At 67.6% G+C, this 17594-nt stretch carries 20 protein-coding genes and 1 riboswitch; of the genes, 11 read left to right on the top strand and 9 right to left on the bottom strand.

Going from position 1 to position 17594, the window contains the following annotated elements:
* Window positions 1–130 precede the first annotated feature (130 nt).
* Window positions 131–451, top strand: coding sequence for an ArsR/SmtB family transcription factor (locus ACWJI7_RS09420; protein WP_479937411.1), 321 nt, complete (start codon window positions 131–133; stop codon window positions 449–451).
* A gap of 6 nt (window positions 452–457) precedes the next feature.
* Here the strand turns inward: ACWJI7_RS09420 and ACWJI7_RS09415 are convergent, their stop codons facing one another.
* The 4 genes from ACWJI7_RS09415 to pstS all read right to left on the bottom strand — a co-directional run bounded on the left by ACWJI7_RS09415 (window position 458) and on the right by pstS (window position 4149).
* Window positions 458–1603, bottom strand: a complete 1146-nt coding sequence (locus ACWJI7_RS09415; RefSeq protein WP_479937409.1) for a sensor histidine kinase — start codon at window positions 1601–1603, stop codon at window positions 458–460.
* 12 nt (window positions 1604–1615) lie between these two features.
* Window positions 1616–2320, bottom strand: a complete 705-nt coding sequence (locus ACWJI7_RS09410) for a winged helix-turn-helix domain-containing protein (RefSeq protein ID WP_479937407.1) — start codon at window positions 2318–2320, stop codon at window positions 1616–1618.
* A 68-nt stretch (window positions 2321–2388) separates the two neighbouring features.
* Window positions 2389–3024: a Crp/Fnr family transcriptional regulator PtrA gene (ptrA, locus tag ACWJI7_RS09405; protein ID WP_479937405.1), complete on the bottom strand. Its 636-nt coding sequence runs from the start codon at window positions 3022–3024 to the stop codon at window positions 2389–2391.
* A 144-nt stretch (window positions 3025–3168) separates the two neighbouring features.
* Window positions 3169–4149: a phosphate ABC transporter substrate-binding protein PstS gene (gene pstS / locus ACWJI7_RS09400; protein ID WP_479937403.1), complete on the bottom strand. Its 981-nt coding sequence runs from the start codon at window positions 4147–4149 to the stop codon at window positions 3169–3171.
* Between the two features lie 248 nt (window positions 4150–4397).
* On the opposite strand from pstS, the gene ACWJI7_RS09395 reads away from it, so the two are divergent.
* From ACWJI7_RS09395 to ACWJI7_RS09380, 4 genes are all read left to right on the top strand, one after another.
* Window positions 4398–4649 carry a Nif11 family protein gene (locus tag ACWJI7_RS09395; RefSeq protein ID WP_479937401.1) on the top strand — a complete coding sequence of 84 codons (252 nt, stop codon included), beginning with the start codon at window positions 4398–4400 and terminating at the stop codon, window positions 4647–4649.
* A 7-nt stretch (window positions 4650–4656) separates the two neighbouring features.
* The gene (locus ACWJI7_RS09390) at window positions 4657–5346 is read left to right on the top strand and encodes a ParB-like protein (protein WP_479937399.1); all 690 of its coding nucleotides are present in this window, start codon (window positions 4657–4659) and stop codon (window positions 5344–5346) included.
* 148 nt (window positions 5347–5494) lie between these two features.
* Window positions 5495–6580 (top strand): N-acetyltransferase DgcN family protein, encoded by a 1086-nt coding sequence (locus tag ACWJI7_RS09385; RefSeq protein WP_479937397.1) that lies wholly within the window; start codon window positions 5495–5497, stop codon window positions 6578–6580.
* Window positions 6577–7692 (top strand): alanine/ornithine racemase family PLP-dependent enzyme, encoded by a 1116-nt coding sequence (locus ACWJI7_RS09380; RefSeq protein WP_479937395.1) that lies wholly within the window; start codon window positions 6577–6579, stop codon window positions 7690–7692. Before ACWJI7_RS09385 ends, ACWJI7_RS09380 begins: the two co-directional genes overlap by 4 nt.
* 51 nt (window positions 7693–7743) lie before the next feature.
* Here the strand turns inward: ACWJI7_RS09380 and ACWJI7_RS09375 are convergent, their stop codons facing one another.
* Together ACWJI7_RS09375 and ACWJI7_RS09370 are read right to left on the bottom strand one after the other, a co-directional pair.
* Window positions 7744–8034 (bottom strand): hypothetical protein, encoded by a 291-nt coding sequence (locus ACWJI7_RS09375; protein WP_479937393.1) that lies wholly within the window; start codon window positions 8032–8034, stop codon window positions 7744–7746.
* Window positions 8035–8200: 166 nt separating this feature from the next.
* Window positions 8201–8416, bottom strand: coding sequence for a Nif11-like leader peptide family natural product precursor (locus ACWJI7_RS09370; RefSeq protein ID WP_479937391.1), 216 nt, complete (start codon window positions 8414–8416; stop codon window positions 8201–8203).
* Window positions 8417–9179: 763 nt separating this feature from the next.
* Window positions 9180–9324, top strand: a riboswitch (cobalamin riboswitch).
* A gap of 310 nt (window positions 9325–9634) precedes the next feature.
* Here ACWJI7_RS09370 and ACWJI7_RS09365 point away from each other — a divergent pair.
* Complete coding sequence (locus tag ACWJI7_RS09365) at window positions 9635–10660, top strand: fatty acid desaturase (protein ID WP_479937390.1); 1026 nt, start codon at window positions 9635–9637, stop codon at window positions 10658–10660.
* The gene (locus ACWJI7_RS09360) at window positions 10647–11084 is read left to right on the top strand and encodes a hypothetical protein (protein WP_479937388.1); all 438 of its coding nucleotides are present in this window, start codon (window positions 10647–10649) and stop codon (window positions 11082–11084) included. Before ACWJI7_RS09365 ends, ACWJI7_RS09360 begins: the two co-directional genes overlap by 14 nt.
* A gap of 44 nt (window positions 11085–11128) precedes the next feature.
* On the opposite strand, the gene ACWJI7_RS09355 is transcribed toward ACWJI7_RS09360, so the two are convergent.
* Window positions 11129–11614, bottom strand: a complete 486-nt coding sequence (locus tag ACWJI7_RS09355) for a hypothetical protein (RefSeq protein WP_479937387.1) — start codon at window positions 11612–11614, stop codon at window positions 11129–11131.
* Entirely contained in the window at window positions 11614–11859 is a 246-nt protein-coding gene (locus ACWJI7_RS09350; protein WP_479937385.1) for a hypothetical protein, read from the bottom strand. Before ACWJI7_RS09350 ends, ACWJI7_RS09355 begins: the two co-directional genes overlap by 1 nt.
* Before the next feature lie 316 nt (window positions 11860–12175).
* Here ACWJI7_RS09350 and ACWJI7_RS09345 point away from each other — a divergent pair, with 316 nt between their 5' ends.
* Window positions 12176–12445: a hypothetical protein gene (locus ACWJI7_RS09345; RefSeq protein WP_479937383.1), complete on the top strand. Its 270-nt coding sequence runs from the start codon at window positions 12176–12178 to the stop codon at window positions 12443–12445.
* 44 nt (window positions 12446–12489) lie between these two features.
* On the opposite strand, the gene ACWJI7_RS09340 is transcribed toward ACWJI7_RS09345, so the two are convergent.
* Window positions 12490–14304: a mechanosensitive ion channel family protein gene (locus ACWJI7_RS09340; RefSeq protein WP_479937381.1), complete on the bottom strand. Its 1815-nt coding sequence runs from the start codon at window positions 14302–14304 to the stop codon at window positions 12490–12492.
* A gap of 346 nt (window positions 14305–14650) precedes the next feature.
* On the opposite strand from ACWJI7_RS09340, the gene stpA reads away from it, so the two are divergent.
* From stpA to ACWJI7_RS09325, 3 genes are all read left to right on the top strand, one after another.
* Complete coding sequence (stpA, locus tag ACWJI7_RS09335; protein ID WP_479937379.1) at window positions 14651–15862, top strand: glucosylglycerol 3-phosphatase; 1212 nt, start codon at window positions 14651–14653, stop codon at window positions 15860–15862.
* Between the two features lie 112 nt (window positions 15863–15974).
* Window positions 15975–17096 carry a glycosyltransferase family 2 protein gene (locus ACWJI7_RS09330; protein ID WP_479937377.1) on the top strand — a complete coding sequence of 374 codons (1122 nt, stop codon included), beginning with the start codon at window positions 15975–15977 and terminating at the stop codon, window positions 17094–17096.
* The gene (locus ACWJI7_RS09325; RefSeq protein WP_479937375.1) at window positions 17096–17581 is read left to right on the top strand and encodes a glycosyl-4,4'-diaponeurosporenoate acyltransferase CrtO family protein; all 486 of its coding nucleotides are present in this window, start codon (window positions 17096–17098) and stop codon (window positions 17579–17581) included. Before ACWJI7_RS09330 ends, ACWJI7_RS09325 begins: the two co-directional genes overlap by 1 nt.
* Window positions 17582–17594: the final 13 nt, after the last annotated feature.

The following is a 17594-nucleotide window of genomic DNA, read 5'->3' as shown; positions in this document are numbered from 1 at the left end:
CCAACTTAGATCAAACTTAGTTGATGGATTGAGTCGCACGGCACATCCGCCTGGCCGCTGCGCCTGCCCCTGGGCCCGCCCGGCTGCCCATATATCACCTAAACAGGATGGGTCGGGCAGGATCGATCCCATGGAAGTCGCCCGGACGCCCCTCCACGCCGACCAGGCCCGCGCCCTGCTCAAGGCCCTGGGTGACCCGGTGCGCCTGCAGGTGATCGAGGCGCTCGGCGGCGGCGAGCGCTGCGTCTGCGATCTGGTCACCGACCTGGGCCTCGCCCAGTCGAAACTCTCCTTTCACCTCAAAGTGCTCAAGCAGGCGGGACTGCTCGCCGATCGCCAGCAGGGCCGCTGGATCTACTACCGCCTGCGCAGCGACGCCCTCGACGACCTGCAAGGTTGGCTGGCCGCGCTGGGTGCCGGTTGCCGAACGCCGGCCTCCCCCTGCCCGTGACCCCCCTCAGGCCCCCTTCGGCAGCACCAGCTCCATCACCGCGCCACCACCGCCATGGTTGCGACCCTGAACGCGGCCCCCATGGGACAGGGCGATCTGCTGCACGATGGCCAGTCCCAGGCCGCTGCCCGCACTCTGGCTGCGCACCCGGGAGGGATCCCCGCGGTAGAAGCGCTCGAACATGTGGGCCTCGTCCTCCTCGCTGAGGCCGGGACCGTGATCGCGCACCACCACTTCCCAGAACAGGCCACTGCCGCGCACACTCACCTCCACCACGCCACCGTCGGGGCTATAGCGCAGGGCATTGTCGAACAGGTTGAGCAGGGCGCGGTGAAGGCGGGATCCGTCGCCCTTCAGGGGGCAACCGGTCTGGCAGGAGAGGGCCAGACCCACCCGGCGTCGCTCGGCCAGCGGTCGCAGACTGCTCCAGGCGCCTTCCACCAGGACGCAGAGATCCAGCACCTCGTAGCGGCGCTCATCGCGAGGAAGGCTGTTCTCCAGGCGGGAGAGTTCGAGCAGATCTCCCACCAGGCTCTGCAGCCGCTGCAGTTCACGCTGCAGACGCTCCACCAGCACGGCATTGGAGCTGGTGGCCTGGGCCGCCAGGCTGTCCCCCACCAGGATGAGCGCCGTGAGAGGGGTCTTGAGCTCGTGGGCCACATCACTCACCCAGCGGCTCTGCTGATCGAGCTGGGACTCGAGCGAGCGGCGGCTGTTGATCCAGAGGGCCACCCAGCCCTCCTCCCCCGGCATCAGCACCGCCTCGAGCGGCTGCCCGCCCAGCCACCACTCCAGGCGCTGGGCCCGGCCGTGCCGGCCGACGCTGCGGATCGCCTCCTCGAGCGCCGGCTGGGCGATCACATCCGGCCAGAGCGAGCCGAGCGAGGTGCAATCAAGGGGCAACTGCAGCAACCGCTGGGCACGGGCATTGATCACCCGGATCCGCAACTGCGGATCGAGCACCAGCCAGCCCTGGGGCGCGGCCTCCAGCCAGGAGAGCAGCTGCAGCCGCTGCAATCCCTGATCCGCTCCGGTCCCCGGACGCCGGCCCCCGGCCTCCAGCCGCTGACGACGGGAGATCAGCCGGTGCAGCCACCAGCCGAGCAGGAGTCCCAGGCCGAACAGCCACAGGGCTCCCGGAGACGGGGTCACGGCGCCCCCCCCTCAACCGAAGCGGTAGCCGAAGCCCCGCACGGTGAGAAGGTGCTCCGGGGCGGAGGGATTGGCTTCGAGCTTCTCCCGGAGCCAGCGGATGTGCACGTCCACGGTCTTGGTATCCACCACGTAATCGGTGCCCCAGACCTGATCAATCAGCTGGTTGCGGCTCCAGACGCGGCCGGGATTCTGCATGAAGAATTCCAGCAGCCGGTATTCCTTCGGCGAGAGATTCACCGTCTCGCCATGGCGGGTGACGCGGAATTCGTCGGGGAAGAGGGTGAGTTCGGCATGGTTGATCACCTCCGCCACCGGGAAGCGATCCTGGCTCTGCTGGGAGCGGCGCAGCAGGGCCCGGCAACGGGCCACCAGCTCCCGCAGGCCGAACGGCTTGACCAAATAATCATCGGCACCGAGCTCGAGGCCCAGCACCCGATCGGTTTCGGTGTCCCGGGCGCTGACCATCAGGATCGGTGTCTGGGTGTCGGCCCGGCGCAGATGCCGGCAGACATCGAGACCACCCACGCCCGGCAGCATCAGATCGAGCACCACCAGATCGAAGCCTCCGGCCCCCGGTCGCTGGGCCCGATCGAGCTGCTGGATCGCCTGGCGGCCGTCCGCGGCGCAGGCGACCTCGAAACCTTCCTGCTGCAGGGCCTCGGCCAGGGTGGTGCGAATGCCGTCGTCGTCATCGACGATGAGCAGGCAGGGCATGGGGGGGATCGTGCCCGTGGAGAGGTCCCCTGAAGTTAGGCCATTCCTGCGGTCCACCCGGGCCTGAATCACAGGCGTTTGGGCAGATGGCTGATCACCAGGTGACGCTGCTCATCGATCTGGAGCCAGCCCTCATCGCGCAGCAGGCCGATCACGCGGGTGACGGTCACGCGGGTGGTGGAAAGGGCGCTGGCCAGCTCCTGATGGGTGAGGCGAAGATTGAGCCGCAGGCCCTGGTCGCAGGCCTGGCCATAGTCCTGGGCCAGGAGTTCCAGGAAGCCCCGGACCCGCTCCTCCACTCGGCGCAGACCCAGCAGGGAGAGCAGGGTTTCGGCCTGGCGGTAGCGGCTGATCACGGCCTGCAGCATGGCCATGGCCAGATGGGGCGCCTGTTCAATCTCGGCGCAGGAGAGGCAGAGCAGGTCGCTGTCACAGAGGGTGACGGCTTCGTAGGCCTGCACGGTGGTGAGCGGTTCACCAAAGGGTTCGCTCGGGCCGGCCAGACCGAGCAGCAGCGGATCGCCATGGATCGTGACCGCTTCCAGCTTCACCATGCCCCGCACCACCAGCCAGATGTTGTTCTTGAGCAGGGGAACGGCACTGCCGGCGGCGATGTGGAGAAGATTGCGATTGCGGTAACTCGTTTCCAGGACTTCCCTGATCCCACTGCTGCGTCCGGCGTCGCGAAAGGGCGTCGAAACCATGATCAGTTCCTGGAAACACCAACGGAGTGTATGGAGGACAACTGACAACCTGGGCAAAGGGCCGATGAGCGACCGGTTAAGCGTGGACTAAGGGTTCCGCCCGGGGCAACCGGGGAGACCGATGGCCCCCCCGGCGAACGGAATTCAGTTGCCGATCCTGGCCACCGCCCGCTTGGAGGCGTTGAGGATGGAGCCCCGCAGGGGGACATAGCCCAATTCATCCGCCTTGGACTGGGCACCGGTGCTGAGCAGATGGCTCAATGCCTGACGGATCGAGGCCGCCTTGCCTCCATTGCCCCTCTGGTACGCCAGCACCCAGGTGAGGGTGGAGATGGGATAGCTGTCGGCACCGGCCGGATTGGGTTCCTCTCCAGCCAGGCTGGAATTCAGCTTGATGTTGTTGAGGGCAGCGGCACCACTCTTCTCATTGGGAAGCACGAACTTGCCAGCCCTGTTCTGAAGGGCGGCAGCCTTGATCCTGCCCTTCACAAAGGATTGGTTGAGATAGCCGATCGAGCCCGGTGTGTTCTGGATCACCCCTGACACCCCTTCATTGCCCTTGCCACCCACTCCCACGGGCCATTTGACCGACTTGCCTTCACCCACCCGGCTCTTCCAGGTGGGGGAGAACGCCGAGAGCGAATTGGTGAACGCGAAGGTGGTGCCGGAACCGTCTGAACGGTGCACGACACTGATTTTCCCAGCGGAGCAGCCCAACTGTTTCCAGTCGGAGATGGTCCCCAGGAAGATGTCAACCAGTTGTTTCTGAGTCAGCCTTAAAGTACAGCCTGGTTTGTTGTATGCAACGGCAATTGTTCCACCCACTGCGGGGAACTGCACCACACCGCGGCTCACTTTGCCCATATCAGCGGCACTCATCGGCTCATCGGTGGCACCGAAATCCACCGTACCGGCAATGAACTGGCGAACGCCGGCACCGGAACCCACGGATTGATAATTCACCTTGGGGCCACCGGCACGGGCCAGGTCGGAAAAGGCCCGTTGATAGAACGGAGAGGGAAAGGAGGCCCCGGCACCATTGATTGTGCTCTGGGCCGTGGCCGTGGCACCAGCCCCGAGGGCGGCGAGGGAAGCGAAGACAAGGGCCTTCTTGGCGAAGGTCATCGGAACAGCCGTTTGGGGAGCAGAACACTGATAGCAACCGAATCAGGCCTGATGCGTTATGGAAGGATTAACGAGTCTTCAAGAATCGATCGACTCAAGGGGGGCCGATTTGCCCCGTCAGTGCCTTCCGACGATCGGCCCATCCCATCCCTCGGGATCGCCCGGCGGTCCCGGACGAGTCCGGGGGCGGGTCCGGGCGGGGGCCGCGAAGGCGGAGAATGGCCAGGGTCCCTCTTCCCTTGGAGCCCATGAGCCAGGACATTGAAGACATCTTCGCCTTCCTGGGCCGGATCAAAGCCGAGCCGGAACTGCGGGAGGCCCTTAACCTGATCGAGACCGCCCAGCAGGTGGAGGAGCTGGCCTCCCACCATGGCCACCGGGTCTCCGCCGCCACCCTGCTGGAGCTGTTCGAGCGCTGCGGTGAGGCGCCCCGGGCGCGGCTGGGTCTGATGGACGAAAAGCTGATCCGGGTCTTCCTCCAACGCGAGAACCTGCGCTGAGCGTCCGATGCCGTTGCGCCTGCCCCCCTTCCAGCGCCTGCCAGCGCCGCCCGATTCCCCTGATCAGCTGGTGGAGGTGGCGGTGGCGGAGCTCCAACCGACCCAGCTCTGCGTGGGTCTGGCCGAGATCCGCCAGCGTCAGGCTGAATTCGGCGAGGAGAGCACGAAGCAGCGGCGGCGGTACCTGCGCGGCAAGCCGGTTCCCCTGGTGCGCGGTGCCGATGGAGCCCTCTGGATGGTGGATCGCCATCACCGGCTGCGGGCACTGCTGGAGCTCGACGCTGACGCCACCGCCTTCGGCTACGTGGCCCTCCAGCTCGTGACCCACGGCCCCGAGTCCGCGCTGGCGGAGTTGCTCAGCCGCGGTTGGCTCTATCTGCACGACGGCCGCGGCCAGGGTCCCAGGTCCCCGCACCGCCTTCCCGGCAGCCTGCTTGACCTGGAGGATGATCCGTACCGCAGCCTGGTCTGGAAGCTCAAGCAGGAGAAGGTGATCGCGGCGGCCCCGCTGATCCCCTTCCACGAGTTCCGCTGGGGGGCCTGGTTGCGCAGCCGCCCCCTGCCGCCGTTCGGCTCCCTGCGCCTGGAGCCGGCCCTGCCGGCTGCCCGCGCCCTGGCCCGCTCCCAGGCGGCCTCAAAGCTGGCAGGGTGGTGCGGGCGGCCGGCAGCGGCCGATCCCAGGCCAGGCCTGCCCTAGGATTGGCGGGTCTGTCCCACTTAGTGGGGACCTCTGGTATCCCCGCTCCGATCCGGTCCGAGCGGACCATTCGGTCGCCTCCTCTGAGCTTGAACCCAGGAGAGCGCCTCGGATGCTGAAGCTTCCAGAAGGGCACGGCCTGCCGGCCATGCCCACTGCCATCGTGTACTGCGAAGGCCATTTCGGCCGGATCGACGGCAAGACCGCCAATGGTCTGGTGCGCCACTCGGAGCGCTACCGCATCCTGGCAGTGATCGACAGCCAGCTGGCCGGCCAGGATGCCGGCCGCGTGCTGGACGGTGCCGCCAACGGCATCCCGATCCACACCGATCTGGCCGGGGCCCTGCGGCGGAGCGGCCCACCGGCCGATCTGCTCATCGTCGGGGTGGCTCCCTCCAGCGGCAGGCTCACCCCTCCGGAACGGGCCGTGCTGCTTGAGGGGATCGGCGCCGGGCTGCACCTGATCAACGGGCTGCACGAGTTCCTCAACGACGACCCGGAGTTCGCGGCGGCGGCGGCCGCGCGAAACGTGGCGATCGTGGACGTGCGTCGCCCGCCGGCCCAGCGGGATCTGCACCTGTTCCGCGGGCGCAGCGCCTCCCTGCCCTGCAAACGGATCGCCGTGCTCGGCACCGATGGCGCAATCGGTAAACGCACCACGGCCGTGATCCTCACCCGGGCCCTCAACGCGCGAGGCCTCAAGGCGGTGATGGTGGGAACGGGGCAGACGGGGCTGATGCAGGGAGCCCGCCACGGCATCGCCCTCGACGCCATTCCCTGCCAGTTCTGCTCCGGGGAGGTGGAAGCCGCCCTGGTGGAGGCCTACGAGGCGGAGCGACCCGATCTGATCGTGATCGAGGGGCAGGGAGCTCTCAGCCATCCCGCCTACCTCAGCTCGGCCTCGATCCTGCGCGGTGCCCAACCCCAAGCCGTGATCCTGCAGCACGCCCCGATGCGGACCCGACTCAGCGACTTCCCCCAGATCGCCATGCCGACGCCGGCTGGCGAAATCCATCTGATTGAAACGTTCTCCCCCGGCACGCGGGTGGTCGGTCTGAGCCTGAACCACGAGGGGATGAGCGAGGCCGAAGTGACGGCGGCCATCGCGCTCTACGAGATCGAACTGGGTCTCCCCGTCACCGATGCCCTGACCCGCCCGCCCCAGCGGCTGGTGGACATGGTGCTCCGGGCCTTCCCTGAACTGACCCCGGAGGCCGCCGCCGCCACCCTGTGACGGCGCCACGGCTGGAGATCCGCCTCGATCGCATCGCCCACAACGCCCGCAGCCTGGTGGAGCGCCTGGCGGCCCGGGGCGTCTCGATCACGGCAGTGACCAAGGCGACCCTCGGCTCGGCGCGGATCGCCACGCTGCTGGCCGCCGCCGGTGTCAGCGGGATCGGCGAGCCCCGCATCGAAACAATCGAAGCGCTGCGCCGCAGCGGTGTTGCTCTGCCGCTGACCCTGATCCGCTCGCCGATGGTGAGCCAGGTGGCGCGGGTGGTGGCAGCGGCCGACATCAGCTTGAACACCGAGCCCGCCGTGCTGACGGGCCTTTCGGCGGCGGCGATCAGCCAGGACCGCCGCCATGGCGTGCTGTTGATGGTGGAGCTGGGCGATCTGCGCGAGGGGGTCCTGCCGCGGCGACTGGAAGCAATCACGGCGGGGCTGCTGCAGTTGCCGGGACTCGATCTGGTGGGGCTCGGCACCAACCTGGGCTGCCAGAACGGGGTGGCGCCATCCCAGGCTTCGATGGCCGAACTCTCCAGCCTGGCCACGGCGCTGGAGCTGGCCTTCGGCATCGTGCTGCCGGTGGTTTCGGGCGGAAACTCCGCCAATCTGCCCTGGCTGCTGAACGCCGACGGGGCCCGGCGGAGCTCGGTGGGCCGGATCAACAATCTGCGCCTGGGCGAAGCGATTCTGCTGGGCCGCGAGCCCCTGAACCGCCGGCCGATCCGGGGCCTGCGCACCGATGCCTTCCGCCTGGTGGGGGAGGTGATCGAAGCGAACTGCAAGCCCACACTCCCCTGGGGAACCTGCCGGGAGGGCGCTTTCGGCCCGGTGACGCAGCGGCTCGATCGTGGTGAGCGCTGGCGGGTGCTGTTGGCCCTCGGCCTGCAGGACGTGGATGCCACCGGGCTGACAGCGCCCGACGGCATGGAATTGCTGGGGGCCAGCAGCGACCACCTGGTGCTGGACACCGGCAGCGTGGCCGTGCCGGTGGGAACCGAAATCGGCTTCGCACTGAACTACAGCGCCCTGCTGCGGGCCATGACCTCCCCCTTCGTGGCCCGCACGCTGCTGGAGGGAGCCCCGCGGGGCGACCGGGCCTGCCCGGGCCTGGTCTGAGGCCACCGGAAGGGACGGGGAACGAAGCCGGAACCAGGACCGGCACCTCGCTCAGCCCGGGACCGTCGAGCCGAGCGCCAGCCCAGGACGCTCCCTGCTCCGCCGCCCCGCCAGGTCCCGACGGAGCCGCCGCAGGCGCGCACCGGTGCGCTCATGCTGGAGCGCCCAGAGGCAGGGGCAGAGAATCAAGGAGATTCCCAGCGTCAGCGGCACCAGGGCCAGCGAGAGCACCAGGCAGAGCCGCTCGGGCGCGTAGGCGATGGACTGACAATCCGCCAGCAGGCCAGCGGAGCGGGCGGCCTCAACGATTCTCTGCTCCTCGCACGTCAATCCTGCGGACATGATGCTGCTGAGAAAGTGAATTTCTAAACTGTCCAGTTAATCAGGAGGTTAAGCTTCAATCCCAAGGTATAAGCAACAGCCAGGGGTATGTGCTGCTCGCAACTTCATCAGCAGGCTGTGTTGATCACGACCACGACCTCAACGAGGCTGAGAAGACGGCGGCGGCTCAACAGCGCAGCTTGGCATCGCCCTGTTGCGGCGTCTTTCGCTCGCGCCGATGTTCCTGTCGAGCCCGTCGAAGGTCGAGCCCGGTGATGCGATAGCCCAGCTGCCGGGCGGCCAGCACCAGATCCTCGGGGGACCGGCACCGTCTGAGCAGTTCGCCGAGATCAGCATCGGCTTCGGCGTCGGTGACCAGTCGCTCCAGATCATGCCTAGCCATCAGATCCGGGCCGGGGCCATTCAGCCTGCCCGGAACGGCCGGTGGGCACCATCGGCGCCATCACCCACGCGAGTCGCCTGCGTCACACGGTGACTCAAGGCTGGCCAGATAGCGCTTGCGCTGGCCTGAGGCCCAGGGTTCATCGTGGCCGCCGATGGGGCCGCTCGCGTCGCCTGGCAGCGGGCAGGGCAGCCGGATCGCATCGGCCGCGAAGCCCTTACCACCGTCGTGAAGCGTGCTCATGGGTTGGACCCTACGAACCGTCCCCGGGGCCGCCTTGTGCGCTGCAACCCCCCCGCCGGTGCCACCAGACACTGGCGGGGGGCGCCAACCGGATCGATCCCAGGGCATTCCCTTCCATCCGGATGCCTGGGCGGGGAGCCCACCGCACGGTCGCCCGGGCCCGTCACGCCCGGTCCGGTTCGGGGGTTGAACCCGGCGCCATCATCCGCCGCTGGGGGAGCGGAATGATCAGCCGTGCAGGCTGTCGGCCCTCCTGCCGGTGGTCCCGGAGGAGGGGTTGTCCAGACGTTTCGGGGAGAAGGACTGGATCGGCCCACGCCGATGGGTGCATGCGTGGCACGACGCCATCTCCAGGGGCAGGCAGGGGGCTGATCCAGCGGGGTCTGGGGTGGATCGCTTCAGGCCTCTCCTCGCCCAGCCTTCGAATCGGGAGGAGTGCGCCTGCGACGCGCATCGGAAGACACGGGGCGCCAGCCCAGCACACCCTCGCGCTGATTCAGCCAGGACGGCGCCATGCTTGCTAGCTTGCCTCCCAATCGGTTTCGGCGGGGACCAGCCGCCGGAGGCAAGGGGGAAAGACCGGTGTGAATCCGGCGCTGTCCCGCAACTGTGACGAAAGCCATGGCTTTCCTAGTCAGGATACCCGCCGATCTTGTCCACAGCACACCAATCTGCGAGGCACAGATGATCCGCTCCGCATTGTCATCCTGGCCTGGGATCGCTGGTCCCGGGAAGCCGTCCCGGCTAAGCGCGCCGGCGCCGGGAGCAGACCAGACCAGCACCGATCCGTGGCGCCTCCGGGGCCGTTTCCTCCGCAGCTAGGAGTCCCGCAGACCACGCGCCAGCCCAACCGCCCCGTCCACTCCGTTGGGGTGGATGGATTCCATCGCTCCGCTCACCCCCCCTGCGGAGCGCTGCTGACACGTTCTGGTCCGGTCCCGGCCTTCTCCGTTCAGCCCTTCAACGTCCCCCCGTATGACCGCCGACATCCGGCGGGCCGACTTCGTTCTGGCCCCCTACGTCCACAGCAGCGACGGGCGCGGTGCCCTCCAGATCCTCAACTCTGTCGGCCCCTATCTGCTCTGCTGGGCCCTGGCCCTTGAAGCCTCCCGGCGGGCCATCTGGGCACTGCCATTCCTCGTCGCTCTGTTGGTTCTCTTCTCCCTGAGATGCTTTTCCCTGATGCATGATTGCGGTCACCAGTCGCTCTTTCGGAGCCGCTGGCTGAACCGGATTGGCGGCTTCATCCTCGGGCTGGTCAACGCCGTGCCCCAACTGGCCTGGTCAACAGATCACGCGTTTCACCATCGCACCAATGGTGACTGGGAGCGCTACCGCGGCGTGGCCGACTTCCTCACAACGGAGGATTTCGCCCGGCTCGATTCTGGGAAGCAGTGGATGTACGTGCTGTTGCGCCATCCCCTGATGGCCTTTCCCGGCGGCTTCTACTACCTCGCCATCCAGCCCAGACTGGCTCTGCTGCAGGCGATCGCGGCGGCTTTTCGAGCCCGGGCCGTTCCCCGCACGGCCGAGTTTTGGGATCTGCTGCTCAACAATGTCTGCGTGATCGGTGGGCTGGTCCTGGCGGGCCACGCCCTGGGTTATGGATGGGTCCTGGGACTGTACGGACTGACGCTGACCTGTGCAGCGGCGATCTTCATCTGGATCTTCTTCGTGCAGCACATCTTCGTCGGGGCCTATGCCCATCCCAGCGAGGGCTGGAACTCTCTTCAGGGGGCCCTTGAAGGTACCAGTCACCTGGAGCTGCCGGCGGTGCTGCGCTGGTTCACCGCCGAGATCGGATATCACAACATCCACCATCTCTCCGAGCGGATCCCGAACTACCACCTCAGGGCCGCCCATCTAGCCAACGCGCACCTGTTGGCCGGAGTGCCGACCCTGCATCTGGGCGACCTGCCGGCCTGCTCGCGGTTTCTCCTCTGGGATCGGACCGCCCGTCGTCTGGTGCCCATCCCGGAGCAGGCCGATGCCGTTGTCTGAGCCGGCATCACCCTGCTCCAGCTCCTGGGAGCCCCGCTTCCTGGAGCAGAACGCTCTGCTGATCGGCCATGCCGCCTGGCAGGGCTACGGAAGCAACGGACCCGGGCTGCTGATCTGCGTGTTGCCCGAGCCGATCCCGACGGAATTCGACTGGCGGCACCGGAGCGTGACGTTCAGCCGGTGGTATGTGCGGCGTGATCAGGTGGCGGCCCGGCTGCGGAGCCTCGGGCTGGGGCCCGGGGCGATCCGCCCCAGTCTGGCCGCCCTCGGCAGCTACGACCCTGCCCGGGAAGTGGTGGTGCTGCTGCGCGGCAACGGCTCCGACCTGATCGCCCTGTTGCGGAACCTCCACACGGCCCCACCGGCCTGTTTCGAGCAGGTGGAGCGGCGCTGGCTGGAGTTTGCCTGCGCCCTGCCGTCCTAGCTGCGACCGGACCGGCGCAACGGGTCGAGGACCAGGGCCTGCCCTCAGGGAGCCGGATGCTCCTCGCAGGGCATCCAGTACGTCCCCATCGGATGGGCCCCCTGACAGCCAAGTTCCCGGGCTTTGCGCAGCGCCTCCTCCCGGCTCGGGTAGGCGGTGAGATGGGCGCCCGAGCCCCCCCCCTGGTGCTGATGGGGCCGCTGCTGGGCGGCGGGGGAACCAAGGCGGACCACCCCCATCCCCTCCAGGCCGGCCCACCACACCCCCATCACACTCACGCCGGCGACGAGCACACCCATTCCCACGACGCAGGCATTGATCACCCCCATCCCCACGGCGCCGATGCTGATCACCCCCATCGGCACCACACCGATGCTCACGACCCCCATCGGCACGATCCCGATCGAGACGATGCCCAGGGGGGCGATGCCGATCGCCACGAGCCGGGGTTGCCCGCCACAAGCAACGGCGGAGGGGAGTGCCGCCACCTCCAGAGACCCGGGCGTCACCGGAAGATCCGTGCGGCCCATCAGGGGTGGATCGGAGTGGCCTGGGCGCCGCCGGAGCCGCCGCGGCTGCCGCCATGACGGGCGCAGGGCATCCACAGATCGCCCATCCGGTGGGCACCGCTGCAGTTGAACGCGGGGGCCGCCGCTTCCGCCTCGGCGCGGGTGGCGAACAGGGCCTGACGCGGTCCGGCGCCCAGCGCGGCGGTGAGGGCGGCGGCCAGGGCCAGACCCTGGCGGAACCTGGGGTTGGAGCCGGGGCGAGACATGGTCCGCACGGAGCAAGGGGACGGGGGTGATCCTGGCAGGCCGCGCCTGGAGCGGTGGGGCGGGAGGGTCGTTCCGGGGGGCCATAGGCTGCCGGAACCTGGCCCGCCCCCCATGGCCGCCGCACCCCCAGCGCCGGGACGGCGCCCCTCGATCCGATCCGTCGCGGCGGCACGCCTGGGCCCACCCGCCGGGATGGCGGCGCTTCTGGGAGCCGCCCTCGCGGCACACGCGGCACTCGCCCCGGTGCGCGCTGCCCCGGAGCCGGTCCCCTCAGGGGCCCGGGGGCCATCCTCGCCTCGGACTCCGGATCCCGCTGTGCTCTGGAAGGACTGTGGCTTCAACGGCCGCCGGCTCGGTTGCCGTGACACCCAGCTCCCGGGGGGAGTGCGCATCGACTGGCGTGACGGAGTCTCGATGACCTACAAGCTGATCCAGGAAGGCTTCCCCACCTCCGTGCTCCGGGACCGGCTCGGCGGGACCTGGCGGCGGGAGGTGCTGATCCAGGGGAATGCCACCTACACCAATCCCGCCAATGGCAACGAAATCTTCGTTCCGCTGCGCTTCCCCGCCAGACCCTCCCCGTGAGGAGCGGGGGGAGTCGCCAGGGGTGCGTCCAGGGGTTGAGCCCATCAACCGGTTGGAGGATCACCTGGCTGGGGATGATCAACCTCCAGGCGGCGCTGGGGCACACCCAGGGCAATGCCGTTCGCATCGAATGCCTGTTTCACACGAAGTCGAAACTCCCTTCCAACAGCCCACTGATTCAAGGGGGACGTTGTGATCCAGACGCGCACCTGGCTTCCGGAGTGAGCAATTCTGTCAACACCCAGCACTTCAGCTGGCTTGAGGATCATGCCTTTCCATTCCGGATCCCTGTACAGGGCATCGGCCACCTGCTGAATCACCAGCAAAGCATGGCGGAGATCAGCAGAAGCTGAAACATCCACTTCAAAGTTGACACGAGACCAATCCTTTGAGAGATTGGCAACCGTACGGATCTGGTTATTCGGAATCGTGATCAACTCCCCATCCGCTGAACGAAGCTGGGTGGAAGCAAGGTCCATATTTTCAACAAATCCGCTGGAAGCACCCACCGAAATCACATCACCAATGGCGTAGCGATCAGCAACAAGAATGAGGGCACCGTTCATCATGTCTTCCAGGATGTTTCGGGACAGGAACCCGATAGCCACCGCCAGCAGGCCGGCCCCCGCCAGCACATTGGGATCCACCCCCAACGTCATCAGTGTGGCGTAGATGCCGATCACCACACAGACAAACCGGCCCGCCCCCTTCAGCACTCGGCTGTACGTGGACGCCCGCATCTGATAGCGGTTTGACAACGGGTGGTGGATGACCGAGTCCCGAACCCACAGGTTGATCGAACGATTCACCAACAGATCGATCAACAGTTCACTGATCGAGACCATCACCCAGATCAGCGGGATGAGAACTGCCTGTTGAGCCAGTGCCAGTGTCACGATACGGGTCCCGGGCCAGACCAGCAACCCACTCAGCAGACCAGCCAGCAGGACACTCCATCGGAGCAGATTGAGCATCTGCAGCAGCACTCGCACCAGACTCTGACCCTGGCGCATCAAGGCACGTCGGTCCATCTCCAGCCGGGGAACTCCATGGAACAACCGGTCCTTGATCGTCTGAAGGGCCCCGCGGAATCCATCGGCAACGCCATGCCGACCTGGATCAGGCCTGGGACGAACAATGACACTGACTGGCCTGAACTTGATGACTTTCTTGCGCTCAGATGGCTGGCTGGAGACGGCCTGGGGATCCATGGCTTTCTCCTTCAGCCGAGCATCGTGACGATTCAGCTTTCCCTGCACGATCCGATAGCGCTCGCGAAGCAGCCTGCCCAGGGATGACACGACCATGAAGATCATCCCCGTGATCGCCAGAATGGCTGCAGCAATCAACAGGCGCGCATAGGGATAGGCTTGATCGAAGGAAATCCCCCAGACCGCATCACTGATCGCCCCCTGCAGGTCCTGGCGCCAGCGGGCTGCTAAATCCTGTTTGCTGATGCCGGCGTTCTGCGCATCCGCATCAGTGACTGTGGCGATGATCTGCTGAGCCAAGTTGATCTCTGTATTGGCCACGGCAAAGATGACCGTCGCATCATTCTGAACACCGACTTCCATCCTCGGTGCCAGGGGGTGCAGGGGTTTTGGCCTGCTCATCCACCAGCGCATGGACCGGCCATCTCCGGACAGATCCGGAACGGACCCGTCCAACGGGTTCACATCAGAGACAGCCCGGTCCGATCGCCTCAGCTGCTCAACCACCGCCTGGAAACTGGCTTCAATCGTCTCGGAGCGTCGCTCCACAAGCCTGCTCATTTCAGCGGCGGTTGCACTCTGATTTCCGTCCACCGCCACGACGAAGGGGGTTCCGCCCGGGGCCGGCGGCCCATAGGGAATGAACACCTCACTGCACCATCGGCGCCCACAGCGCTCCGCCTTGCTGAGGTCCCACCACTGGGTCGTCGGAGCGACCGGGGCCGACTCCTCCTGGACTCCGGGAACCGACCACTGGGCCCGGACCTGCACCGCACTGATCAAGGTCAGCGTGAAGATCAGGACCAGACCGAACCGGAGGAGGGGAGTCCCTCCTCGCTCTCGATCGCGCTGCATCAACCTCTCGCTCCGGCCCCGACTGCGGCCGTGCCGGCCCCGGGAGTCCTCCCACCCCGGGACGGATGCTCCCGATCCGCCAAGGTTGAGGACACCGAGGCCCCGCCCGCCTCGGACCACCTTGCCATCGCCGAGCGCCATGCCGTCGCCGAGCAGACCGGAACTCCTCGAGGACCTGGCCGAAGACCGGAGCCTGCTCATCATCCAGGACCTGGACGGGGTCTGCATGGACCTGGTGAAGGATCCGCGCCGGCGCCGGCTCGATCCCCGCTATGTGCGCGCGGCCCGGCGACTGGCGGGCCGGTTTCAGGTGCTCACCAACGGTGAGCACGATGGACCCTGCGGGGTGAACCGGTTGGTGGATGAGGCGATTGGGGCGACGGGCGATCCCGCCGCCGACGGCCTCTACCTGCCCGGGCTGGCCGCCGGTGGCGTGCAGCTGCAGGACCGCTACGGCCGGCTGAGCCATCCGGGCGTGAGCGGGCAGGAGCTCCGCTTCCTGGCCGCCGTTCCCGGCCAGCTGGCCCGCCGGCTGCGCCAATGCCTGGGCGAGATCCTCGCAGAGGTGCCGGAGCCGGAGCGCGACCGGCTGGTGGGGGCCGTTGTGCTCGACAACGCCCTCTCTCCCAGCCTCAATCTCAATCCCCTGTTCAACCTGATCCGCGGGGATGGGGCCCGGCGGCGGGAGCTGCAGCGCGTGGCGATGGCGCTGATGGAGGACCTGCTGGAGGATGCCGCCGCCGCTGGCCTGGCAGACGCCTTCTTCCTCCATCTGGCCCCCAATCTCGGCCGGGTCGGCGACCGGGAACAGCTCAAACCCGCGACAGCCGATCAGGCCGGGACCACCGATCTGCAACTGCTGCTGCGCGGTGCCCTCAAGGAGGTGGGGCTGCTGGTGCTGATCAACCGGACGATCGCCCGGCGCACGGGCTCGCCCCCCCTGGGCGAGGACTTCAACGTGCGCACGGCCCCGCACGATCACCCCAGCCTGCTGGCCCTGGCCCGCCGCCGGATCGATCCCGCCACCATGCCCCGCCTCGTGGGGGTGGGGGACACGATCACGTCGGTGCCGGCGGCGGAGGGAGTGGGATGGCTGCGGGGCGGCAGCGATCGTGGCTTCCTGCTGCTGCTCCAGGAACTCGGAGAGCTGTTCGATCGGCCCAACCGGGTGCTGCTGGTGGACAGCAGTGGTGGAGAGGTGGATCGCCCCGGTCAGGCCGATGGCCGCCTACGGGGACTCACCGACCCCGAGGATCCCCTCCACCTCGACGCCCTCTTCCCCGGCGGACCGGCCGAGTACATCACCTTCTTCCGCGCGCTGGCGCAACGCCTGGGACCCGATCGCCGCTGAGCGGCCCCAGAGCGTGCCGCGATCGGTCCGCTGGCGAGGGCGGGCGGCGGCCCAGACCGGGGCGGCCCGTTCCCTGCCGCAGCCATCGGTCAACGATCCGCATACCGTTGGCGTGGCGGAACTCTGGGGCAGGCCAGCGATGGAGTGGCTGTGGATCTCCCTGCTGGTGCGCTGGCTGCTGGGATGGCTGCTCTGCCTGCGGATGTCCCTGCTGCCGGCCATCGCCCTGGAGAGCCGGCCAAGGGTGTCCGTCCTGATTCCCGCCCGCAATGAGGCGACCACGCTTCCCCGCCTGCTCGCCGCCCTGCGCCGTCAGACCTTCCAGCCCCTGGAGCTGATCGTCATTGACGACCATTCGAGCGATCGAACCGCGGCGATCGTCGCCGCGAGCGAGCCAGGGCTTGGCGTCGGCCTGCTGCAACCGCCTCCGCTGCCGCCGCACTGGTGCGGGAAGACCTGGGCGCTGCATCACGGCGTTCAGGCCAGCCAAGGCGACCTGCTGGTGTTTCTCGATGCGGACACCGAGCCGGGTCCGGCGTTCCTCGAACGGCTCCTGGCCACCCATCAGCAGCTGGGGGGGCTGGTGTCGGTCCAGCCCTACCACCGCACCGAACAGCCCTACGAGCACCTCTCGGTGCTGTTCAACCTGGTGGGGTTGTTGGCCGTGCGTCTCGGGCCCCACGGCGGCGTCGCCTTCGGTCCGGCGATGGTCACCAGCCGGAGCGACTACGACCGCATCGGCGGCCATGAGGCCGTGGCCGGCAAGGTGGTGGAGGACTGGTTCCTGGCCCACCGGTTCGAGCAGGCGGGACTGCCGGTGAGCGCCTTCATCGGGGACAGCCAGATCACCTATCGCATGTATCCCGGCGGGCTGAGGGAGATGGTGACCGGCTTCAACAAGAACTTCGCCACCGCTGCCGGGGAAGTGAGCGGGCCCCGGATGCTGGCGGTGCTGTTGTGGCTCTCCGGTCTGTTCTGGGCCGCCTGGTGCCTGCCGGCCTCCCTGCTGGGCTGGCCGCTGGTGGGCGATCCCGCCCTGCTGCCCAACCTGGGGCTCTACGGGGCCTTCGCCCTCCAGCTGTGGCTGCTCACCCGCCGGGTCGGGCGCTTCAGCTGGATCAACCTGGTGTTCCCGATTCCGGTGCTGTTCTTCCTTGGTGTATTCCTCCAGGCGATTCTGAATCTGGAGCGCGGCGAGGTGCGCTGGAAGGGGCGCACCGTCTCCACCCGCTGATGGCCCCCGAGCCCTGGCTGGTCGCAATCCTCAGCTCGGCCGCCCTCTGGCTGATCGGGTCGGTCGTGATCGGGACGATCGCCAATCACCTGCCCGATGCGGCCCTCCAGCCGGTCGGCTCGCCCCCGATGGGGCCCGGCACAGGGGAGAGCAAGGCCTTCGATCCGACCTGTCTGGGCATCCGTCACTGGAAGCGTTGGATTCCGGATGCCGGAAACGCCCTGCCCGGTGGAATGCTCAAGGCGGACCTGGTACGCCGCGATCCGGCCGCCCTGCAGCGCCTGATCCTGGAAACCCGGCGGGCCGCCTGGGTGCACGGGGCGCTGTGGCCCTGCTGGATCATCACGGCGCTGTGGCTGCCCCCCCGGGGCGTGCTGGTCAATCTGATCTTCGCGACGCTGTTCAACCTGCCCTGTCTGCTGCTGCAGCACTCCAACCGCCTGCGCCTGCAGCGAACACTGGGAAGACTGACCGGGGGGGGGTGATCGGGACCGTCCC

This window comes from Cryptocyanus atlanticus LEGE 06306 (assembly GCF_056633155.1).
This window is presented reverse-complemented; position numbering and strand designations above follow the sequence as displayed.